Origin of the sequence: Pseudomonas sp. CVAP#3, from assembly GCF_018986375.1 — a bacterium.
Lineage (GTDB): Bacteria > Pseudomonadota > Gammaproteobacteria > Pseudomonadales > Pseudomonadaceae > Aquipseudomonas > Aquipseudomonas helvetica.
In genome coordinates this window covers 693,386-715,090 of sequence record NZ_JAHMSC010000001.1, presented here as the reverse complement: position 1 = coordinate 715,090, position 21,705 = coordinate 693,386, and the positions used below count along the sequence as shown (strand labels likewise).

At 58.6% G+C, this 21,705-nt stretch carries 23 protein-coding genes, 1 tRNA gene and 1 pseudogene; 10 read left to right on the top strand and 15 right to left on the bottom strand.

Annotation, left to right across the window (positions count from 1 at the left end):
- Positions 1–138 precede the first annotated feature (138 nt).
- Entirely contained in the window at positions 139–762 is a 624-nt protein-coding gene (locus tag KRR23_RS03295) for a glutathione S-transferase family protein (protein ID WP_216741300.1), read from the top strand.
- A 15-nt stretch (positions 763–777) separates the two neighbouring features.
- Here KRR23_RS03295 and KRR23_RS03290 read toward each other — a convergent pair.
- Positions 778–1,155, bottom strand: a pseudogene (locus tag KRR23_RS03290) (aldo/keto reductase); the annotation flags it as partial.
- 13 nt (positions 1,156–1,168) lie between these two features.
- Between KRR23_RS03290 and KRR23_RS03285 the strand changes: the two are divergent.
- The 3 genes from KRR23_RS03285 (at position 1,169) to KRR23_RS03275 (ending at position 3,119) form a co-directional block, all read left to right on the top strand.
- On the top strand, positions 1,169–1,657 hold the full coding sequence (locus tag KRR23_RS03285) for a GNAT family N-acetyltransferase (protein WP_216741299.1): 489 nt from the start codon (positions 1,169–1,171) through the stop codon (positions 1,655–1,657).
- Positions 1,658–2,084: 427 nt separating this feature from the next.
- Positions 2,085–2,528 (top strand): DUF3592 domain-containing protein, encoded by a 444-nt coding sequence (locus KRR23_RS03280; protein WP_216741298.1) that lies wholly within the window; start codon positions 2,085–2,087, stop codon positions 2,526–2,528.
- A gap of 3 nt (positions 2,529–2,531) precedes the next feature.
- The gene (locus KRR23_RS03275) at positions 2,532–3,119 is read left to right on the top strand and encodes a hypothetical protein (RefSeq protein ID WP_216741297.1); all 588 of its coding nucleotides are present in this window, start codon (positions 2,532–2,534) and stop codon (positions 3,117–3,119) included.
- Between the two features lie 73 nt (positions 3,120–3,192).
- On the opposite strand, the gene ychF is transcribed toward KRR23_RS03275, so the two are convergent.
- The 8 genes from ychF to KRR23_RS03235 form a co-directional block, all read right to left on the bottom strand.
- Positions 3,193–4,293 (bottom strand): redox-regulated ATPase YchF, encoded by a 1,101-nt coding sequence (gene ychF, locus KRR23_RS03270; protein ID WP_103318429.1) that lies wholly within the window; start codon positions 4,291–4,293, stop codon positions 3,193–3,195.
- A 23-nt stretch (positions 4,294–4,316) separates the two neighbouring features.
- The gene (gene pth, locus KRR23_RS03265) at positions 4,317–4,901 is read right to left on the bottom strand and encodes an aminoacyl-tRNA hydrolase (protein WP_054595616.1); all 585 of its coding nucleotides are present in this window, start codon (positions 4,899–4,901) and stop codon (positions 4,317–4,319) included.
- Between the two features lie 169 nt (positions 4,902–5,070).
- On the bottom strand, positions 5,071–5,670 hold the full coding sequence (locus KRR23_RS03260) for a 50S ribosomal protein L25/general stress protein Ctc (RefSeq protein WP_054595617.1): 600 nt from the start codon (positions 5,668–5,670) through the stop codon (positions 5,071–5,073).
- Positions 5,671–5,812: 142 nt separating this feature from the next.
- On the bottom strand, positions 5,813–6,754 hold the full coding sequence (locus KRR23_RS03255) for a ribose-phosphate pyrophosphokinase (protein ID WP_003171603.1): 942 nt from the start codon (positions 6,752–6,754) through the stop codon (positions 5,813–5,815).
- Between the two features lie 46 nt (positions 6,755–6,800).
- Positions 6,801–6,875 (bottom strand) — tRNA-Gln (locus KRR23_RS03250).
- Between the two features lie 36 nt (positions 6,876–6,911).
- A complete protein-coding gene (ispE, locus tag KRR23_RS03245; protein WP_216741296.1) occupies positions 6,912–7,763 on the bottom strand; it encodes a 4-(cytidine 5'-diphospho)-2-C-methyl-D-erythritol kinase in 852 nt (283 codons plus the stop codon).
- Between the two features lies 1 nt (position 7,764).
- Positions 7,765–8,382: a lipoprotein insertase outer membrane protein LolB gene (lolB, locus tag KRR23_RS03240; RefSeq protein ID WP_216741295.1), complete on the bottom strand. Its 618-nt coding sequence runs from the start codon at positions 8,380–8,382 to the stop codon at positions 7,765–7,767.
- A 4-nt stretch (positions 8,383–8,386) separates the two neighbouring features.
- Positions 8,387–10,111, bottom strand: a complete 1,725-nt coding sequence (locus KRR23_RS03235) for a tetratricopeptide repeat protein (RefSeq protein WP_216741294.1) — start codon at positions 10,109–10,111, stop codon at positions 8,387–8,389.
- A gap of 216 nt (positions 10,112–10,327) precedes the next feature.
- On the opposite strand from KRR23_RS03235, the gene hemA reads away from it, so the two are divergent.
- From hemA to KRR23_RS03205, 6 genes are all read left to right on the top strand, one after another.
- Entirely contained in the window at positions 10,328–11,617 is a 1,290-nt protein-coding gene (gene hemA / locus KRR23_RS03230; RefSeq protein ID WP_216741293.1) for a glutamyl-tRNA reductase, read from the top strand.
- Positions 11,614–12,696 carry a peptide chain release factor 1 gene (gene prfA / locus KRR23_RS03225; RefSeq protein ID WP_054595622.1) on the top strand — a complete coding sequence of 361 codons (1,083 nt, stop codon included), beginning with the start codon at positions 11,614–11,616 and terminating at the stop codon, positions 12,694–12,696. The genes hemA and prfA overlap by 4 nt, the downstream gene beginning before the upstream one ends.
- Positions 12,697–13,527 carry a peptide chain release factor N(5)-glutamine methyltransferase gene (gene prmC, locus KRR23_RS03220; RefSeq protein WP_216741292.1) on the top strand — a complete coding sequence of 277 codons (831 nt, stop codon included), beginning with the start codon at positions 12,697–12,699 and terminating at the stop codon, positions 13,525–13,527. It abuts the gene before it with no gap.
- On the top strand, positions 13,521–14,276 hold the full coding sequence (locus KRR23_RS03215; RefSeq protein WP_103318437.1) for a molybdopterin-synthase adenylyltransferase MoeB: 756 nt from the start codon (positions 13,521–13,523) through the stop codon (positions 14,274–14,276). Before prmC ends, KRR23_RS03215 begins: the two co-directional genes overlap by 7 nt.
- Positions 14,269–15,060 (top strand): glutamate racemase, encoded by a 792-nt coding sequence (murI, locus tag KRR23_RS03210; protein ID WP_216741291.1) that lies wholly within the window; start codon positions 14,269–14,271, stop codon positions 15,058–15,060. The genes KRR23_RS03215 and murI overlap by 8 nt, the downstream gene beginning before the upstream one ends.
- Before the next feature lie 116 nt (positions 15,061–15,176).
- Positions 15,177–15,695 carry an acyloxyacyl hydrolase gene (locus tag KRR23_RS03205; RefSeq protein WP_216741290.1) on the top strand — a complete coding sequence of 173 codons (519 nt, stop codon included), beginning with the start codon at positions 15,177–15,179 and terminating at the stop codon, positions 15,693–15,695.
- A gap of 187 nt (positions 15,696–15,882) precedes the next feature.
- On the opposite strand, the gene KRR23_RS03200 is transcribed toward KRR23_RS03205, so the two are convergent.
- From KRR23_RS03200 to KRR23_RS03175, 6 genes are all read right to left on the bottom strand, one after another.
- A complete protein-coding gene (locus tag KRR23_RS03200; RefSeq protein WP_019693624.1) occupies positions 15,883–16,188 on the bottom strand; it encodes a YkgJ family cysteine cluster protein in 306 nt (101 codons plus the stop codon).
- A gap of 54 nt (positions 16,189–16,242) precedes the next feature.
- Positions 16,243–17,067, bottom strand: a complete 825-nt coding sequence (locus tag KRR23_RS03195; protein WP_216741355.1) for an SDR family oxidoreductase — start codon at positions 17,065–17,067, stop codon at positions 16,243–16,245.
- 13 nt (positions 17,068–17,080) lie between these two features.
- Positions 17,081–18,526, bottom strand: coding sequence for a deoxyribodipyrimidine photo-lyase (gene phrB, locus KRR23_RS03190; protein WP_216741354.1), 1,446 nt, complete (start codon positions 18,524–18,526; stop codon positions 17,081–17,083).
- 21 nt (positions 18,527–18,547) lie between these two features.
- Positions 18,548–19,492, bottom strand: coding sequence for a MerR family transcriptional regulator (locus tag KRR23_RS03185; protein WP_216741289.1), 945 nt, complete (start codon positions 19,490–19,492; stop codon positions 18,548–18,550).
- The gene (locus KRR23_RS03180; RefSeq protein ID WP_216741288.1) at positions 19,493–20,455 is read right to left on the bottom strand and encodes a DUF523 and DUF1722 domain-containing protein; all 963 of its coding nucleotides are present in this window, start codon (positions 20,453–20,455) and stop codon (positions 19,493–19,495) included.
- A gap of 159 nt (positions 20,456–20,614) precedes the next feature.
- Positions 20,615–21,601 (bottom strand): NAD(P)/FAD-dependent oxidoreductase, encoded by a 987-nt coding sequence (locus tag KRR23_RS03175; RefSeq protein WP_216741287.1) that lies wholly within the window; start codon positions 21,599–21,601, stop codon positions 20,615–20,617.
- Positions 21,602–21,705 lie beyond the last annotated feature (104 nt).

Here is a 21,705-nt window from a genome sequence, read left to right as displayed (position 1 = left end):
CGGTTGGCGCGGCGCAGTAAACCTGCGTCGCCCAGATTTGAGAGCGGCCCCTGTGCATCGCGCCAGACGCACTAGAAAAAGATCCGAGCGGGTTATCGAAAGCCCCTGACCAACCACCCTGAACGATAAGGACATGAAATGTTGCGCATATTGGGTAAGGCATCGTCGATCAATGTACGAAAGGTACTTTGGGCATGCGCCGAGATCGAAATCCCCTTTGAGCGGGAGGACTGGGGTTCTGGCTTCAAGTCGACGCGCACGCCCAAATTCATTTCGCTGAACCCCAACGCAATGGTGCCGGTGATCCAGGACGACGACTTCGTGCTCTGGGAGTCAAACTCGATCATTCGGTATTTGGCGTCTCGCTATAACGGAGGTCATTTTTACCCGGTCCAACCGAGAGCAAGAGCGCGGGTGGACCAATGGATAGACTGGCAAGCGTCGGACCTCAACAAATCGTGGACGTATGCCTTCATGTCGTTGGTCAGGCATTCGCCTGAACATCAGGACAGCAGAGCCTTGGCAGCCGCTTGCAGCCTGTGGTCAAGGCACATGGAGATCCTGAATCGACAACTCGAATCAACAGGAGCCTACGTCTGTGAAGACGGGTTTTCTCTCGCAGACATACCGATAGGCCTGTCGGTTAACCGATGGTTTGAAACACCGCTCGATCATCCAGACTTTCCTGCTGTAAGTGCCTATTACGAACGGTTGAGTCGTCGACCTGGCTACCTCCTGCATGGAAGAAACGGGACTCCGTAATAGTTCAGCATGGTGTCAGGCGGCGCCAGGGACATTTGTTCCCATGCCCGACGGCAGAAACGGCCGAATTTCGTCGATTTCCGCCGTGTCAAGGCGCAACTCCGAGGCTGCAATCAGCCCGTCTACTTGTGAGGTACGGCGGGCACCGACAATAGCGCCCGTCACTACAGGTTTGCGAAGTACCCAGGCGATGGCAACCGCAGCAGCGCTCACCCCGTGCCTTTCTCCGATGCGTGCCATAACATCAACCAATGCCAGGTTCGCACTCAAACGGGGCTCCTGGAAGTCAGCACTTCGGGCCTTACGCCAATCGTCTTCGGGCAGTTGCAAGATGCGTTCGCGTGTCATGCTGCCGGAAAGTAGCCCCGATTGAAGCGTGGAATAGGCAAGGACTCAAGGACGCGCGATGATATTACAACACAGGCCAGTGAAGGCTGATGACATCAAAACTATCTGTAGCTTTCCCCTGAACGCTCGGGAACTGTTTTATATGTTCCCGAAAGCTCAATACCCTCTGACTGAAGCTCAGCTGTCTAACGCTATTACTCAACGATTCGACTCGACGGTTGTCGAGACCCAGAACAGCGTCGTCGGCTTTGCTAACTTTTATCGGGCTGAAACGGGTGGGGTTTGCTGTATCGGCAATGTCATCGTTGCCCAAGAGGCACGAGGTAAAGGTGTGGCGACCTTCGTCGTGGAGACGATGACGGCTCTGGCGTTCGACCGCTATGACGCCACAGAGGTGCAGATCTCGTGCTTCAATGAAAATACAGCAGGCTTGCTGCTTTATCCAAAACTGGGCTTCTTACCCTTTGCTGTCGAAGAGCGAATTTCCCTGGATAGTCGTAGATCAGCACTCATCCATATGTCCCGCAGAAGAGCGGCCCGACCATAATACTCACCTTGAAAGCCCGCTTAATGCAGCTGCTTTCAGGTATTCAGTCGGTTGCTTTGGTTCCGGTGCGTCAGTGCTGAATGGGCAGCGCTGTGCAGCCTAGGGATCAAGAGGCGGGGGATGGAAGTGGCGCTGGCTTGATGGCGCCGGCTGCGCCGTCGAGTGTAGGGCAGATCGTGTTATAGGCGGTAGCCCAAGCAACTGGTCGATCTCACTTGCTCGCAAGCTCGCCCCTATAAAGGACGGCCAGCATTGATCTAGCTCTCGGTCTGCTCTTGGTTGGCCGAGAGCGTCGATACTTTCCTTGCTTCGGTCAGGACGTCGCAATTCTCGAACAGGCATTATCTACTGCGTCGTACAAAGCACTTCCCGGTGGTTTCTTGTTATCCTGACCGCCTTCTTTCATGGACGAATACCGAGACAAGCCATGGCTAACCTCACCCCGTCACGCCTCGGGAAGATGCTTCAGGGGCTGCTCTTTGCCCTGATTGGTATCGGCTTGTTGGGCATTGCCGTCAATCTCACGCTTGAACGACGCGGATTCCTCGCCCACGCACAGGCCGCCGATGGCATCGTCAGCCACTTGAATGCCGGTGGTTCGCATCCCGAGATCGCCTTCACCACCAGCAGTGGTGAAAAGATTTCCTACCCCCAGGGCGGCTTTATTTTTGGCTATCGGCAGGATCAGCCGGTGCGGGTGTATTACCTGCCCGAGCAGCCGGCCAGTAGCGCCGTGGTCGATACCCCTGCTGCACTGTGGGCCACTCCCGGGGTACTGGGTTGTATTGGTCTGCTGTTCACCCTTGCCGGCCTGTTAATGGGCATCCGCCAGTGCGGTCGCGGCGCAGTTCATTCACATAAAGGACTTTGAACGATGAGCTACAACATCCCGATCCCGCTCAATGAGAGCCGCTGGCAGTATCAGACCGCCAGCGGCGGCGGTCTGACCGTAGCCTTGGTGGCGGGCAGTGGCGGTTCGATCATCCTGCGTTCGCCCCAGGGCGAGAACGTCAGCTACCGCTACGGCGGCGTCGGGTTGGGGGTCGGATTTGGCGCGCGCTTGCCGCGTTTCGGCAAGATCAATATCCAGCTCAAGGGTAAGAGCGTAGGGGCAGCCGGTGCGGCGGAGGCTTTTCCCAGCACTGGCAAGGTGTTTGTCAGCGACGCCCTGGTCAGTCGTGACCTGACCAGTGACGACATCACGGGGCCTTGCCTGTATACCGAAGTGGGGGCGGGGCTGGTGGTCGGCGGTTCGGCCACGGCTCTGTTGTTCGGGCTTGATCCCAAGCTGCTGGCGTTGGCGGCGGTTCTAAACTCCAACCCGGCGACCTCGCTCATTGCCTCCTCCACGGTCAACCGGCAGTTGCTGCAGTCGGCCAAGGGGGCGGTGGTCATGGCCGGCATGAACGCTGGTGTGCAGGCCGGTGGAGCCGCCGCGATCTACATGGGCTATCTGTTCTAGTCGCGCATAGCGGGTCGATATAACGCCCAAAAAAAAGCCGCGAATCAACGCGGCTTTTTCGATTCCAACAACGCTAGACGTTGAAGCGGAAGTGCATCACATCGCCGTCTTTGACGATGTAATCCTTGCCTTCCAGACGCCATTTACCGGCTTCTTTGGCACCGGCTTCGCCCTTGTACTGGATGAAGTCGTTGTAGGCGATGACTTCGGCGCGAATGAAGCCTTTCTCGAAGTCGGTGTGGATCACGCCAGCGGCTTGTGGTGCGGTGGCACCGACGCGGACGGTCCAGGCGCGGACTTCTTCAACGCCGGCGGTGAAATAGGTCTGCAGGTGCAGCATTTCGTAGCCAGCGCGGATTACGCGGTTCAGGCCAGGCTCTTCGAGACCCAGGGCTTCGAGGAACATGTCTTTTTCTTCGCCGTCTTCAAGTTCGGCGATTTCCGCTTCGATCTTGTTGCAGACCGGCACAACCATTGCGCCTTCTTCTTCGGCGATGGCCTTGACCACGTCGAGTAGCGGGTTGTTTTCGAAGCCGTCTTCGGCAACGTTGGCGATGTACATGACCGGTTTGGTGGTCAGCAGGTGGAAGCCACGGATCACCGCTTTCTCATCGGCGTTCATGTTCTTCATCAGGCTGCGCGCAGGCTTACCGATGGTGAAGTGAGCGATCAACTGCTCCAGCAGGCCTTTCTGAACCACGGCGTCCTTGTCACCGCCCTTGGCGTTGCGGGTGACTTTCTGCAGTTGCTTCTCGCAGCTGTCGAGGTCGGCGAAGATCAGTTCGAGGTCGATGATCTCGATGTCGCGTTTCGGGTCGACGCTGTTGGAAACGTGAATCACGTTCTCGTCTTCGAAGCAGCGGACCACGTGAGCGATGGCATCGGTTTCGCGGATGTTGGCCAGAAACTTGTTGCCCAGACCTTCACCTTTCGAGGCGCCGGCAACCAGGCCGGCGATGTCGACGAATTCCATGGTGGTCGGCAGGATGCGCTTTGGATTGACGATGGCCGCCAGGGCCTCCAGACGCTTATCCGGCATCGGCACGATACCGGTATTCGGTTCGATGGTGCAGAAGGGGAAGTTCTCGGCCGCGATACCGGATTTGGTCAGGGCGTTGAACAGGGTGGACTTGCCGACGTTAGGCAGGCCGACGATGCCGCAATTGAATCCCATGGTGTTTCCCCTAGGAGTTAGAGTCAGGCCTTCTGGCTGTGCAGGTTTTTCATCGCGCGGTTCCATTCTCCGGCGAGGATATCCGGCAGCACGCCGAGGGCAAAGTCGATGCTGGCATCGAGTTTTTCCTGTTCGGCGCGTGGCGCACGACCCAGGACAAAGTTTGAAACCATACTGGCAACGCCTGGGTGGCCAATGCCGAGCCGCAAGCGGTAAAAGGTATTTTGATTGCCCAGTTGCGCGATGATGTCGCGCAACCCGTTGTGACCGCCATGCCCGCCGCCCTGCTTGAGCTTGGCAACGCCGGGTGGCAAGTCGAGTTCGTCATGCGCCACCAGTATTTCTTCCGGTTTGATCCGGAAAAAACCGGCAAGAGCCGCCACGGCCTGGCCGCTACGGTTCATGTAGGTGGTGGGAATCAACAGACGAACATCCTGACCCTGATACGAGAAGCGCCCGGTCAGGCCGAAATATTTGCGATCGGCCACAAGGTTGACGCCTTGTGCTTGCGCGATGCGCTCAACAAAAAAGGCCCCTGCGTTATGCCGGGTCTGTTCGTATTCGGCGCCTGGATTTCCCAGGCCAACGATCAGTTTTATGGCAGTCACATCAGGGGCCCTTCTTTGGAGTGGTGGATAACATCGCTGCAATGGGGGTGTGCGGCGAAAGTGGACGAAAAATGCTCATTTACCATTATGTAAACTTCGCGTTCCCGCCCGCCTTCTCGCTACGTTCCAGTCCGCGATGTTACTGGGTCACTCCTGCGTACAGAGTGAATTACTCTGCAGCGCCTTCTGCAGCTTCTGGAGCAACACGTGGAGCGTGAACGTTGGCAACAGCCAGATCGTTACCGTGAGCCAGAGCAACAAATTCAACGCCTTTAGGGGCCTTGAGGTCGGACAGGTGAATGATCGAACCGATTTCGGCGTTAGCCAGGTCGACTTCGATGAATTCAGGCAGGTCTTTTGGCAGGCAGGAAACTTCAACTTCAGCAACAACGTGCGAAATTTCGCCGCCTTTTTTCACTGCAGCAGCTTCGTTGACGAAGTGCACAGGAACGTGAGCGGACAGTTTCTGACCAGCAACAACGCGTACGAAGTCAGCGTGCATCACGTGGCCTTTGGCCGGGTGACGCTGCAGAGCCTTGATGATTACGTTTTGCTTGGTGCCGCCAACATTCAGCTCGATGATGTGGCTGTAAGCCGCTTCGTTTTCGAGCAGTTTGGCAACTTCTTTGGCCAGCATGCTGATGGATTCAGGGGCTTTTTCGCCACCGTAAACTACAGCTGGAACCAGGCTTGCGAGACGACGCAGGCGGCGGCTCGCACCTTTCCCCAGGTCGGAACGCACTTCAGCATTCAGAGTAAAATCGTTCATGTTGTATCTCCAAAATAACCACATTCGCCCCAGCGTTTGCGACCAGCGCTAAAGGCGATATGGGCAAAAAAGCCCCGCCCCGACAGGTTATGCCGGGGCGGGGCGCTTTTCGTCATCGAGATGTATCCGAAGGGCAGGGCCCTTAGCGGAACATCGCGCTGATCGATTCTTCGTTGCTGATGCGGCGAACCGCTTCGGCAACTACCGGTGCGATATCCAGTTGGCGGATACGTGCACAGGCTTGTGCTGCAGCGGACAGTGGGATGGTGTTAGTCACCACCAGCTCGTCCAGCACGGAATTTTCAATGTTTTCGATGGCCCGACCCGACAGCACAGGGTGTGTGCAGTAGGCAAAGACTTTGGCAGCGCCATGCTCTTTCAAGGCTTTAGCCGCGTGGCACAAGGTGCCGGCGGTATCGACCATGTCATCAACCAGAATACAGGTACGCCCTTCGACATCACCGATGATATGCATCACTTCAGAGTGATTGGCTTTCTCACGGCGCTTGTCGATGATCCCGAGATCCACGCCCAGGGATTTGGCAACAGCACGTGCACGCACGACGCCGCCAATGTCCGGGGACACGATCATCAGGTTTTCGAAGCGTTGATCTTCGATGTCATCCACCAGTACCGGGGAGCCGTAGATGTTATCTACCGGAATATCGAAGAAGCCCTGGATCTGGTCAGCATGCAAATCAACCGTGAGAACACGATCGATGCCGACTACGGTAAGCATGTCAGCGACGACTTTCGCACTGATAGCCACACGTGCGGAACGCGGACGGCGATCCTGACGGGCATAACCAAAGTAGGGGATCACCGCAGTGATTCGAGTGGCTGAGGAACGACGGAAGGCATCAGCCATCACGACGAGTTCCATCAGGTTATCGTTGGTCGGAGCGCAAGTCGGCTGAATAATGAAGACGTCTTTACCGCGGACGTTTTCATTGATCTCGGCAGTGATTTCGCCGTCGGAGAACTTACCGACAGAAATGTCACCGAGAGGGATATGCAGCTGACGTACGACACGCCGAGCCAGATCGGGGTTAGCGTTCCCCGTAAAGACCATCATCTTGGACACGCGCAGTACCTGAAGGCTGAGGGTAACCTGGATGAGTATAGGAAAATGGCAGGGGCGGCTGGATTCGAACCAACGCATGGCAGGATCAAAACCTGCTGCCTTACCGCTTGGCGACGCCCCTGTATCTGTTGCAACGAGTACCCAGTACCCGGTTCTTTTAGAGCAGACTTTGCAGCTTGCGATGCAACATCGAAACGTTGCTTCCTTTTGCTACAAACCCTGTAAGGGTCTCTGTAAGAAGGGCCGAGACTTTATCAGCTTCAGCTTTGCTTGGGAAGCCCCCAAACACACAACTTCCAGTTCCGGTGAGTTTTGCTTCGGTAAATTTACCTAACAAATTCAAAGCGTTACGTACCTCTGGATAACGCCTTGTTACCACCGGTAAGCAGTCATTTCGACTGTTTCCCTTGGGAACGGGGCGCACTTTAATGGGAGAAGAGTTACGTGTCAACAGCGGATCTGAAAAAATTTCTGCTGTACTTACAGATACTTGCGGTACCAGCACGAGATACCACGGTTCTTCCGGGTCTACAGGGGTGAGCTTTTCTCCCACGCCTTCAGCAAAAGCCGCATGCCCACGGACGAAAACCGGGACGTCTGCGCCGAGCGTCAGGCCCAGCGTGGCCAGTTGATCCTCGTCCCAGCCCAGTTGCCAGAGATGATTGAGGCCCAGCAGCGTGGTGGCCGCATTCGAACTGCCGCCACCGATTCCGCCGCCCATGGGCAGGATTTTTTCGATCCAGATATCAATGCCCAGCGAACAACCGGATTGTTCCTGAAGTTTTTTGGCGGCTTTGACGATCAGGTTGCTGTCGTGAGGGACGCCTTCGAACTCGGTGTGCAGGCGAATGACACCGTCATCGCGTACGGCGAAGGTGATTTCGTCGCCGTAATCGAGAAATTGAAACAGCGTCTGCAACTCGTGGTAGCCGTCTTCACGGCGGCCCAGGATATGCAACATCAAATTCAGTTTTGCCGGCGAGGGCAGGGTCAGGCGAGTGGCAGGCATGTCATTGCCCCAATTTGCGAGGTTGCCAGTCCTTGATCACCAGCGTGACATCAAGGTCGGTGCCGTGCAGTTTGATCCGCTCGGGCAACCAATAACCGTTTTGCTGGATGTAGCTGAGGTACTCGACTTGCCAGCCATCCTGCTCAAGCGTGGCCAAGCGACTGTCGGCATCCAGGTTCAGGCGGCTTTTGCTGTCAGGGGCAGGCAATCCACGAACCCACCAGACCAAATGCGAAACTGGCAGTTTCCAGCCCAGCTGTTCTTCAAGCAGGGCTTCAGGCGTTGGCGCCTCAAAGCGACCCTGGTTGGCCACTTCCAGTGATACCTGGCCAGGGCGACCGGTCAAGCGTGCCGCGCCGCGACCCAGCGGGCCGGACAGACGAATATCGTAATAGTCCTGTCGTTGCAGCCAGAACAAGGTGCCGCTGCCCGAGTCTTTCGGGGCCCGGATGCCGACCTTGCCGTTGATTTGCCAGCCATCCAGGCCCGTCAATTGCTGTTTGTGTTCGCGCCATTGCGCGGGATTGCCGTGCCCCTCGACGGACTCACGGGCGCCAAAGCCCGCGCAACCGGCGAGCAGGGCGATGAAGCTGAAAACAATGATGTGGCGCAAAAACATGATTTTAAAGAGTCTCGGAACCGGTCAGGCGCTTGATGGTGCTGCGCAGGGTAGGGCTGTCGGGTTGTTCCTTGAGGAATTTGCCCCAGATTTGTTTGGCTTCGCGTTGCTTGCCGTTGGCCCACAGGACTTCACCCAGGTGCGCCGCGACTTCCTGATCGGGGAAGCGCTCCAGGGCCTGGCGCAAGTAGCGTTCGGCTACATCGAGGTTGCCCAGGCGGTAATTCACCCAGCCGAGGCTGTCGAGAACGGCCGGGTCTTCCGGGTTCAGCTGGTGCGCGTGCTCGATCAAGGTCTTGGCTTCGTCATAACGCGTGGTGCGGTCGGACAGGGTGTAACCGAGGGCATTCAGCGCCATGGCGTTGTCCGGATCACGCTTGATGATCAGTCGCAGGTCTTTTTCCATCTGCGCCAGGTCATTGCGTTTTTCCGCGAGCATGGCCCGGGTATAAAGCAGATTCAGATCGTCCGGATACTGCTTCAAGCCTTTATCGAGAGCGGCCCAGGCGCGATCGTCCTGCTTGTTGGCAGACAGGGTTTCGGCTTCGATCAGATACAGCTGGATCGCGTAATCCGGTTGTTCGTCGCGGGCTCTGGCCAAACGACTTTGGGCTTCGGCGGTGCGTCCGTTGTTCATCAGGATGTCGGACTGACGCAGTTGCGCCGGCAAATAGTCGTTGCCCGGGCCGACCAGTGCGTACTCGATCAGGGCGCCTTGCGGGTCGTTGCGTTCTTCGGCGATGCGACCCAGGTTCAGGTGGGCCGAGTCGACATGGCTTTCCCGGGCGATCAGGTCTTCCAGGTAACCCTTGGCCTCCTTCCAGGCCTTGGCTTCCAGGCAAACCAGTGCCAGGGAATAGCGCAACTCGTCGTCTTCCGGATACTGCTGGACCAGGCTTGAAAACTGCTCTTTGGCGTCGTCCATGCGGTCCTGTTCGACCAGCATGCGGGCATACGTCAGGCGCAAGCGTTTGTCGTCCGGGTATTTGCGGATGCTTTTTTCCAGCAGCGGCAGCGCTTCTTTGCCACGGTTAAGGCTTTGCAGCAGGCGCGCGCGCAACAGAATCGGGGCGATTTCACCGTCTTGCGGAGGGTTTTTCTCAAGCAGCGCCAGTGCACCCTTGGTATCACCGTCCTGTTGCAGCAACAGGGCCTTGCCGAAAATCAGTTGGCTGTTTTTCGGATGGCGCAGCAGCAAACGGTCAAAACTTTTCATCAGACCGTTGCGGGTGTCCTGATCGGTATCGGCCGCAGACAGGGCGAGGAAGTCGAAGTGAGTATCGCCCTTGCCCAGCAGAACCTTCTCCATATAGGCCATGGAGTCGTCATAACGCCCGGCGCGGGCCAGCTGCACGGCGGCGGCGCGCTGTGCTTCGAGGTCGTTCGGGGCGTTTTTCGCCCAGATCAGCGAGCTATCAAGTGCTGCCTGATCGGCGCCCAGGTATTCGGCGATGCGAAAGGCTCGCTCGGAGATGCCCGGGTCCTGGGTGTTGACGGCCTGGGTCACGTAGTTGTCCAGGGCAATGTCGAAACGATTGCGCTGGCCAGCCAGTTCCGCGCTCAGCAGGCTGAAGATCGTGTCTTCGCTGAACGAGCTGTAAACCTTGGGCTTTTCAGGGGCCTTCGTGCTGCCTTCGACCGGCGGGGTACCGCTCGGCGAAACGGGTGCCAAGGCCTGGCAGCCGCTGAGGAAGACAAAAGCGAGGAGCAACGCGGAAGATCTATTCATATGGGAAGAGGACGACTAACCTGCGGTCGGATCATCATGACACAAGCCTTCGACCAAACATAACCGGCCTGTCAATTTGCCGTTGAACCCAATCCCTGTTCAGGTGCTCGAGCCCCTATATAGAGGCAAGGTATCAGGACAATAGTCGGCAATGGTTGTTCTGAGTCAGGCGAAGTAGGACAATTGTCGGCTTCTCGACATCATCAGCGATCTTGAATGGCCTTCCTTGCACTCGGTATTAACCACAAGACTGCTTCCGTAGACGTCCGCGAGCGCGTGGCTTTTACCCCGGAACAGCTGGTTGAGGCCTTGCAGCAGCTCTGCCGACTCACCGACAGCCGCGAAGCTGCGATCCTCTCCACCTGCAATCGCAGTGAACTCTATATAGAACAGGATCAGCTTTCTGCGGATACCGTGTTGCGCTGGTTGGCCGATTATCACCATTTGAGCCTCGAAGAGCTGCGTGCCAGCGCTTATGTGCATGAAGATGATGCGGCAGTTCGTCACATGATGCGTGTCGCCTCCGGGCTCGATTCGCTGGTGTTGGGCGAACCACAGATTCTCGGCCAGATGAAATCGGCCTACGCCGTGGCCCGTGAGGCCGGCACCATTGGTCCGCTGCTTGGGCGTTTGTTCCAGGCCACGTTCAATGCGGCGAAGCAGGTGCGAACCGACACCGCCATCGGTGAAAACCCGGTGTCCGTGGCGTTTGCCGCGGTCAGCCTGGCGAAACAGATTTTCAGTGACTTGCAGCGCAGCCAGGCGTTACTGATCGGCGCCGGCGAGACCATTACCCTGGTCGCCCGCCATTTGCATGAGTTGGGCGTGAAGCGGATCGTGGTCGCCAACCGGACCCTGGAGCGCGCAAGCATCCTGGCCGAGCAGTTCGGCGCCCACGCGGTGTTGCTCTCGGACATCCCGGCAGAACTGGTGCGCAGTGATATCGTCATCAGCTCGACCGCCAGCCAGTTGCCGATTCTTGGCAAAGGCGCGGTAGAAAGTGCCTTGAAGCTGCGCAAGCACAAACCGATCTTCATGGTCGATATCGCCGTGCCACGGGATATCGAACCGGAAGTCGGCGAGTTGGACGACGTTTACCTCTATAGCGTCGACGACCTTCACGAAGTGGTCGCTGAAAACCTCAAGAGCCGTCAGGGTGCTGCCCAGGCGGCCGAAGAAATGGTTTCCATCGGCGCCGACGACTTCATGGTCCGTCTGCGTGAACTGGCGGCGGTGGATGTGCTCAAGGCCTATCGTCAACAGAGCGAACGCCTGCGTGATGAAGAATTGCAAAAAGCCCAGCGCATGCTCGCCAACGGCAGCAGCGCTGAAGACGTATTGGTGCAACTGGCCCGTGGCCTGACCAATAAACTGTTGCATGCCCCCAGCGTGCAGTTGAAAAAGCTTACCGCCGAAGGCCGCCTCGATGCGCTGGCCATGGCCCAGGAACTCTTTGCCCTCGGTGAGGGCTCTTCGGATAGCTCTTCGGATAAAAAACCGCAATGAAAGCGTCACTGCTCAATAAGCTGGACATCCTCCAGGACCGTTTCGAGGAACTGACCGCCTTGCTTGGCGATGGCGAAGTCATTTCCGATCAGAACAAATTCCGCACCTATTCCAAGGAATACGCGGAAGTTGAGCCGATTGTCGCCACCTATAAACAGTTGCTCAAGGTTCAGGGCGATCTCGAAGGTGCCCAGGCGCTGCTCAAGGACAGCGATCCGGACATGCGCGAAATGGCCGTCGAAGAAGTCCGCGAAGCCAAAGAGCAACTGATCGAACTTGAAGCCAGCCTGCAACGCATGCTGCTGCCCAAGGACCCGAACGACGGGCGCAACGTGTTCCTGGAAATTCGTGCCGGTACTGGTGGCGACGAAGCGGCGATCTTCTCCGGTGACCTGTTCCGCATGTATTCGCGTTACGCCGAACGGCGTGGCTGGCGGGTCGAGATTCTGTCGGAGAACATCGGCGAACACGGCGGCTTTAAAGAAGTTATCGCGCGGGTCGAAGGCGACAATGTCTACGGCAAGCTGAAGTTCGAATCCGGCGCGCACCGCGTGCAACGGGTTCCGGCCACTGAATCCCAGGGACGTATCCACACCTCGGCCTGTACCGTGGCGGTATTGCCTGAGCCGGACGAACAGGAAGCGATCGAGATCAACCCGGCAGATTTGCGCGTCGATACCTATCGCTCCTCCGGCGCAGGCGGTCAGCACGTGAACAAGACCGACTCGGCGATCCGGATTACCCACTTGCCGTCGGGCATCGTGGTCGAGTGCCAGGAAGAACGTTCCCAGCACAAGAACCGGGCGCGGGCGATGTCCTGGCTCTCGGCTAAATTGAATGACCAGCAAACCAGCGCTGCGGCGAATGCCATCGCCAGCGAGCGCAAGTTGCTGGTGGGGTCGGGCGACCGCTCCGAGCGAATCCGTACCTACAATTTCGCCCAGGGGCGGGTCACCGACCATCGGGTCAACCTGACGCTGTATTCCCTCGACGAAATCCTCGCGGGTGGCGTCGATGCCGTGATCGAGCCGTTGCTGGCCGAATTCCAGGCAGACCAACTGGCAGCGATAGGTGAATAAATGACCATCATTGCCAGTTTGTTACGTGCAGCCGACCTGCCTGACTCGCAGACCGCGCGCCTGGATGCCGAATTGCTGCTGGCCGCGGCCCTGGGCAAGTCCCGCAGTTTTCTGCACACCTGGCCGGAGCGCATCGTTCCCAGCGAAGCGGCGCTGATCTTTGCCGAGTACCTGCAACGTCGTCGCTCCGGCGAGCCGGTGGCCTATATTCTCGGCCAGCAGGGTTTCTGGAAGCTGGACCTGGAAGTGGCGCCGCATACGCTGATCCCGCGCCCGGACACCGAGTTGCTGGTCGAAACTGCCCTGGAACTGTTGCCCGCAACACCCGCCAGGGTTCTCGATCTGGGCACCGGAAGCGGCGCGATTGCCCTGGCTTTGGCCAGCGAGCGTCCAGCCTGGCAAGTCACTGCAGTGGACCGGATCCTCGAGGCCGTGGCCCTGGCCGAGCGCAATCGCCAGCGTCTGCACTTGAACAACGTCACGGTGCTGAGCAGTCACTGGTTCAGTGCGCTGAAAGATCATTGCTACACGCTGATCATCAGTAATCCGCCTTATATAGCCTCCGCCGACCCGCACCTGGTGGCCGGTGACGTGCGTTTCGAGCCGGCCAGCGCGTTGGTGGCCGGCACCGACGGGCTCGATGACTTGCGTTTGATCATCGCCCAGGCGCCTGGCCACCTGGAAGCGGGCGGCTGGTTGATGCTCGAGCACGGTTATGATCAGGCCGATGCCGTGCGCGATTTGCTGCTGACCCAGGGTTTTGAAGAGGTCCACAGCCGCAAGGACCTCGGTGACCATGAACGTATCAGTCTGGGGCGTCTACCGTGCTGAATGATCAGGAGCTGTTGCGGTATAGCCGGCAGATTCTGTTGCAACACGTCGACATCGACGGCCAATTGCGACTCAAGCAAAGCCGCGTCTTGATCGTCGGCCTCGGTGGGCTCGGTGCGCCGGTCGCGCTGTACCTGGCGGCTGCCGGCGTCGGTGAGTTGCATCTGGCGGATTTCGACACGGTCGACCTGACCAACCTGCAACGGCAGATCATTCACGACACCGACAGCGTCGGGTTGAGCAAGGTCGACTCGGCTATCCGCCGTCTGACGGCGATAAACCCCGAGATTCAACTGATCGCTCATCGCACCGCGCTGGACGAAGACTCGTTGGCGGCTGCAGTGTCGGCGGTCGATGTGGTGCTCGATTGCTCCGACAATTTTTCCACCCGCGAAGCGGTGAACGCGGCGTGTGTAGCGGCGCGAAAACCCTTGGTCAGCGGCGCGGCGATTCGCCTGGAAGGGCAGTTGTCGGTGTTCGACCCGCGTCGCGCCGAGAGCCCGTGTTACCACTGCTTGTACGGACACGGCAGCGAAGCCGAACTGACCTGCAGCGAGGCCGGCGTGCTTGGGCCGCTGGTGGGGTTGGTGGGCAGCCTGCAAGCGCTTGAGGCGCTGAAACTGTTGGTCGGGTTCGGTGAGCCGTTGGTGGGACGGTTATTATTAATCGATGCCTTGGGGGCGCGGTTCCGTGAGTTGCGGGTCAAGCGTGATCCAGGCTGCAGTGTTTGCGGGGGCAGGCATGCGTGAAGCGCCCATCGGCGTGTTCGATTCCGGGGTCGGCGGGTTGTCGGTGCTGGCTGAGATCCAGCAATTGTTGCCCAATGAATCGCTGTTGTATGTCGGCGATTGCGGGAACATTCCCTACGGCGAGAAATCTCCCGAGTTCATTCGCCAGCGTTGCAGCGTAGTCGCGGAGTTTTTTGTCCGGCAAGGTGCCAAGGCCTTGGTCGTGGCCTGCAACACGGCAACCGTGGCCGGTGTCGCGGATTTGCGTCGTGACTACCCGGACTGGCCCATCATCGGCATGGAGCCTGCGGTCAAGCCAGCCGCCGCGGCCACTCGCAGTGGCGTGGTCGGTGTGCTCGCCACTACCGGGACGTTGCAGAGCGCCAAGTTCGCGGCCTTGCTCGACCGTTTTGCCACCGATGTACGGGTCATCACTCAGCCGTGCCCAGGGTTGGTGGAGCTGATCGAAGCCGGTGACCTGCACAGCCAGGAGCTGTGCCAGTTACTGGCCGGTTATCTCGAACCTCTGCTGGCCGCCGGGTGTGACACGATTATTCTTGGTTGCACGCACTATCCTTTCCTCAAGCCATTGCTCAAGCAGATGCTCCCCGCCGACATCAGCCTGATCGATACTGGCGCGGCGGTTGCCCGGCAAACCCAGCGCCTGCTGGCCGAGCGTGAGTTGCTCGCAGAGGGACCACCTCGCGACGCGCAGTTCTGGACCAGTGCCAGCCCCGAGCACTTGAGAAATATCCTGCCGCTGCTCTGGCATAACGCCGGGGTTGTGCAAAGCTTCAGCCTGTAGAAAGTCGTTTTGGGGAGCGCTTCAATTGGATGCATTTCTATTGAGGCGTGGATCTTCATAGCACGTCTGTTGAGCCCCAAAAAACAAACATAATCGTTCGGAAAAGGATGTTTCTCATGAAACGACTGTTCTGTTCAGCCGCGATCGCGGTCGCGTTGTTGGGGCACAGTTTTACCGCACAAGCCGCTGGCGTCGAGTTTGCGGTTGGCCAGACCAGCGGTTCGACCCAGACTTATCGCCTGGGCCTGCAATGGGATTGGGATAAAAGCTGGTGGCAGACTGATGTCGGGCGCGTGACGGGCTACTGGAGCGGTGCGTACACCTATTGGAATGGTAACAAGACTGTAAACAATCACAGCCTGTCGTTCTCTCCGGTGTTCGTTTATGAGTTTTCCGGGCAAACCGTCAAACCTTATCTGGAGGCCGGCATCGGCGTTGCGGTATTCGCTCACGACGAAGTGGACGATCGCCGGTTGGGCGAGGCTTTTCAATTTGAGGATCGATTGGGGTTCGGCTTGCGGTTTGCTGGCGGGCATGAAATCGGGATTCGCGCGACGCATTACTCCAACGCCCATATCAACGTCACCAATGACGGTATAGAAAGCTACGCGTTGCATTACACGATGCCGCTGTAACATCTGCGGCTCAGAGGTTTTTGTGGCGAGGGAGCTTGCTCCCGCCGGCCGGTCCGCGCTCGGGCAGAGCAGTCGTAAATCTTGCGACAGAATCTTCCCGGCAGGACGCAGGTGATGGTTTTTGGGGCCGCTTCGCGACCCCAGCGGGAGCAAGCTCCCTCGCCACAAATGAAGTGCAGCTCGATACTTACTTGTACGCCGTCGCAATCCCCTGACGCTCGTCGATGCACTCCGGTGCGCCCATCTCGAACTCCCGGCAGATCAGCGGGCGCTTTTCGTAAATGGTGCACATCATGCTGTCGCGATCCAGCGCGGCGCACCAGCCGTCATCCAGGCGCAGCATGACTTCCCCGCCCCAATCGTCGGTGTCGATAAAACGTTCGGGCACGCCAGTGTCGGTGATCAGCATGACTTCGAGCTGGCAACAGCAGGCTGCGCAGGTCGAGCAGGTGACCGCCGGTTCAGCGATGGTCTTGATGGGGATCGTGTTCATAGGTGCGCAGTGTAAGGCAGCGCGCCGTCACTGTGTGAAAGGCCTGACGGACGCTCAACCGGATGGGGTTGTCGACAGGTGTTGGTCATGATCCGTTTGCGGCGTATCGATGCTTGGCGGCGAGCGCCTGACCATGCGTTTGCCGATCACTAATTTTGCGCGGTTGGACATTTTCGACAAAGGCCAGAGTGCAGCCATCGACAGGGCCAGGAGGGGGATTTCCTGCGGGCGCTTCTTGAGGGTTTCGACGACATGGCGCGCGGCGTTGTCGGCCGACCAGATTTGTGGCATCGGATAGTCGTTGTTCCCGGTCAGCAGGGGGGCGACGGAACCGGGGCTAACCAGGGTGATTTCAACACCTTGCGAGGCGGGATCGATGCGCAGGGACTCAAACAGATACCGCAGCCCGGCTTTCGAGGCGCCATAGGCTTCGGTCCGAGGCAGGGCCAGATCAGTCACTGAGCTGGCGATACCCACCAGATGGGGGGTGATGCCAGCGCGCAGCAACGGCAGGGCGGCGTCGATGCAATAGCTGCTGGCGAGCAGGTTGGTGCGCACCACATGTTCGATGATCGAGGTGTCGAACTGCTGGGTGTCAACATATTCACAGGTGCCGGCATTGATAATCACGGTGTCCAGCGAGCCCCACTCCTGTTGGATCCGTTCGCCAATCTCGCGCACGGTCTGACTGTTGGTCAGATTGCCCGCCACCACCAGCACTTGTCCCGGATACCGCTGGGCCAGGACTTTTAATGGCGCAATCGTGCGGGCACTGACCGCCAGGTGCATGCCGGACTTCAACAGTTCTTCGGCCAGTGCAGCACCAATGCCGTTGCCGGCTCCCGTCAGCCAATACCGCCGTGGCGTTGTATGACTCAATCCACTCTCCTTTTCAGTCATGTATCGCTCCGACATCCAGGCGCGAAGGCAAATGTTTGAACGCCGCCAGTGCGCGTTCGCGTGACTGGCCCAGATTGACGATTGGCAGTGGATAGTCGGCCACGCCAAACAGTCCGCCCATGGCCGCCGGATTGTGGATAGATTTGTTGTTCAGCCCCGCCAGTTCCGGCAGCCAGTGCTTGATGAACAGACCTTCAGCGTCGAATTTTTCCGACTGGCTCAGCGGGTTGAAAATCCGGAACCAGGGCGCCGAATCGGTGCCGGTGGAAGCGCTCCACTGCCAGCCGCCGTTGTTCGCGGCCAGATCGCCATCAATCAAATGGCGCATGAAAAAACGCTCACCTTCGCGCCAGTCGATCAGCAGGTTTTTTGTCAGGAACATCGCCACCAGCATCCGCAGACGGTTGTGCATCCAGCCGGTTTCCTGCAGTTGGCGCATGGCAGCGTCGATGATCGGCAGCCCGGTGCGCGCCTCTTTCCAGGCCGCCAGCTCATCCGGAGCGTCGCGCCAGGCAAGGGCTTCGGTTTCCGGGCGAAAAGCGCGGCGCCGGGAGACCCGTGGATAGCCCACCAGAATGTGTTTGTAAAACTCGCGCCAGAGCAGTTCGTTGATCCAGGTGATGACGCCGACGCTGCCGCTTTCGAACTCGCCTTGATTGCTTTGCACGGCGGCGTGCAGGCACTGGCGTGGCGAAATCACCCCGGCTGCGAGGTACGCGGACAACTGGCTGGTACCGGGTTTTGCCGGGAAGTCGCGTTGGTCCTTGTAGTCACCAATCTGCCCTTGGGCGAAGTGCTCCAGACGCCGATGGGCTTCACCTTCACCGGCGGGCCAGAGCGCGCGCAGATGTTCGCTTGGCGTGTCGAAACCCTCGACCTGCAATGGAATCGGGTCACGGTTGATGGCCGTTGGCACCTGAACCCCGGGGGCGGCAATCATGCGGGGCAATGCGCCGTGCAGGCGGTCGTAGCAGGCTTTGCGGAACTGGCTGAAGACCTGGAAGTACGTACCGGTCTTGGTCAGCACGCTGCCGGGCTTGAACAGCAATTGATCGAGGTAGCTGTAAAAGCCAATGCCCGCAGCGTCGAGAGTCTTGCTGACGGCCGCGTCACGGCGACTTTCATTCACGCCGTATTCCTCGTTGACGTGAACCGCCTCGACGTTCAGCTCTGTGCATAACTGGCCAAGCACCTGCGGCGCATCATCCCAGCGTGCGGCGGTACGGATCAGCAAGGGAATGTTCAGCTCGCTGAGGGCCTGGCTCAACTCGCGCAGATTGCGCAGCCAGAAGTCCACTTTGCACGGTGCATCATCGTGGGCGTGCCATTGCTGCGGGCTCAACAAATACACCGCCACGCATGGACCACGAGCTGCGGCGGCCGAGAGGGCAGTGTTGTCATGCAGACGCAAGTCGCTGCGCAGCCAGATCAATTGCAGGGAAGTTTTGCGTACAAGCATTTAAATGAGCCCACGCTGAACCAGTGCCTGATGGGCCGATAACGGATCTTCGGCCAGAAATAAATCGGCTATTTCAGAGGTTTTGGCAGACAACTCGGCGTGGTGGATGCACACCGCAGGGCCGGCCATGAGTTTTGGGCCGCCGACATTGGTCAGAAGTTTCAATAAATGTTTGAGATCGATTGTTTTACTGGAATACAGCAGCACACCGCGCGCTTGCAGATGCTCGACCGCCAGTGCCAATTCGCCGGCTGGCAACGGCCAGTCGAACACTTCCACGGGGCAATCGGCGCTGCTGATCAGCCAGGCGATGAGCCACAGATGCGGCTCCAGGGGTAAGTCGGAGTGATTGATCAGCAGCAACGGCGCGCCGCGCAACTGACGGTTGTTGTGGTAGACCCTCGCACCGAACTTGCTGCGCAACCAGGAATAAAAGAACGCCCGCTCCATCTGCGCGCCGAACTGACCTCGCCAGCGCTGCTCGAGTTCGGCCAGCAGCGGCATCAGCAGTTGCTCGCACAAGGTGCGCGGTGGATACAACGACATGGCCTGATTGAGCGTCTCATCGAGCTGGCGCTCGGCGAGTTGTCCGATCGCCTGCATCAGCTTGAGGCGCAGGACGTGCCAGTCATTTGTGACCGGTTCACGCAATGCTGCTGGCGTATCCAGCAGCTGTTTGATCTGGCTGACGGCCACGCCGCGATTGAGCCAGGTGAGAATGTCATGGATCCGCTGCACATGTTCGACCGAGAACAGTCGGTGTCCCTTGGAGGTACGCAGCGGCACGATCAGGCCATAGCGACGTTCCCAGGCACGCAGGGTAACGGCGTTGACGCCGGTGATTCGTGCAACTTCGCGAATCGGCAGCCAATCGTTCTCCGGGGGCTGTTGATCGCCAGTGCCTGGGCTGTCGTCATGGGGATGAGTGTCAGGTTCGGTTTTCATTTAGATCGCATTTCGCAAGCTGAGATTTTCCGGGTGCGGTTGCAGGTACGCCTGCTGCATAACGTACGGATCGGGATGATGGCGCAAGTGATGCTTGAGCAATGTCAGCGGCACCACCAAGGGCACGATGCCGTGGCGGTACTGACCGATCACATGCTGCACTTCCTGTTTGTCTTCGGCGCTGATGACCTGTTTGAGATAGCCGCTGAGGTGTTGCAGCACATTGGTGTGGGTGCCGCGGGTGGCACATTTTTTCAGTGCCGCCATCAGCTCGCTGAAATAGCGCGGGCCGAGTTCATCGGGATCGGTCTGGCCCATATCACCCAGGAGCTTGCCCAAGGCTTGGTATTGCAGTGGGTTATGGGCCATCAACAGGTATTTGTAGCGTGCGTGAAAGTCGGTCAGACCATTGCGACTCAAGCCGTTTTGCAGGAGCTCCTGCCAGGCTGAGTAGGCAAATACCCGGGTCAGGAAATTCTCGCGTAGTACGGGATCGTTCAGTCGACCGTCTTCTTCCACCGGCAGGTCCGGGTGTCGGGCACAAAACGCTTGAGCGTAGATGCCGCGTGCACCGCCGTCGTGCGGGCTGCCGTTGACGTGGTAAACCTTGACTCGCTCCAGGCCACAGGACGGTGATTTTTGCATGAAGATATAGCCGCAAATATCGCCCAGCGCGCCGGCCATTTGCTGGCCGTAGTTCGCCAGCGCCTGAGTGACATCCAGTTCGTGGTGAACCGTACCGACGGCGTGAGGTTGCTGCGGATCGCCGACCAGTCGAATCGGTTCGCGGGGAACCCCCAGGCCGATGGCGACCTCCGGGCATACTGCAATGAACTCGAAATAATCCGTGAGGGTTCGACTGCACAGCGGAGAGGCTTTATGCCCGCCGTTGTAACGCACCTCGGCGCCCATCAGGCATGCGCTGACAGCGATTTTCGGTTTGCTTGCTGAGTCGCTGGGCATGGAGGTACCTCGGATCTATACCTGTACAGGCTGTTCGCGCTGTACAACACGGTTTGATCATAGATCCAAAGGTGTACAAGTCAAATTGTTTGTACAAGTTTTACCGGCTCCCTCTTCCAGTGGGATTCATCGTGCAACGTCTGTGCGGGTTGACGCGTTTCACTGCAGGTGCGCGTGCAGACGACGAGCGGCTTCCTGACCGCTCATCCAGGCTCCTTCGACCCGCCCTGACAGGCACCAGTCGCCACACACGTACAAGCCCAGGTCGGCATCGGCCAATACGCCCCATTCATGGCTGCTGGCCGGACGGGCGTAGAGCCAGCGATGGGCAAGGCTGAAGACCGGCGCAGGCATGGAATCGTGCAGCAACTCGGCGAAGGCGCCGTGCAGTTGCTCGATCACCGCCTCTTTAGACAGGTCGATATGTTGTCGGCTCCAGTTGCTGTTGGCGTGCAATACCCAGGTGTCGAGGGTGGTGTCGCGCCCCGGTTTGCTACGGTTACGCGCCAGCCAGTCGAGTGGGCTGTCCTGTACAAAGCAGCCTTCCATCGGCGTATCCAGCGGCGTGTCGAAGGCCAGCGCAATGGCCCAGGTCGGGTCCATTTTTACCCCGGCGGCGACCCCGGCGAGTTTTGGCGCGGCGGCCAGCAGGGCAGTGGCTTGCGGCGCAGGCGTAGCGATGACGACATGGCTGAAGGGACCGTGGGTGAAGCCTTCGGCATCCTGCAAATGCCAATGTTCTTCGCCACGATAGACCTCGGTAATCCGGCAAGCGAAATGCGCTTCCGTATCGCCGATCAGCGCGCGGGTGATGGCACTCATGCGTGGGGTGCCGACCCAGCGGGTCTGTTCATCCGGTGATGGGCTGAGCTGGCCACCTTGATAGTGGTAGAGCTGTGGCGTCCATTCGGCGACCCAGCCATTGGCTTGCCAGCGCTGGACTTCAATGACAAAGCGGCGATCACGGGCGGTGAAATATTGTGCGCCCATGTCCAGTGCGCCGGCATCGCTGCGTTTGCTCGACATGCGACCGCCGCTGCCACGGCTTTTATCGAACAATTGAACGACGTACCCGGCCTCTTGCAAGGCTTGGGCTGCCGAGAGTCCGGCGATGCCGGTGCCGATGATTGCGATGGGTACAGTCATAGAGGCCTCGTTTACCTTTCTGTACAGGCTACGCTGCAGGTTAAACCTATACAACATTGTTTTCTGGTATAACTTTCAGCGTTCTCGTTCTGGCAGGTTGGCCT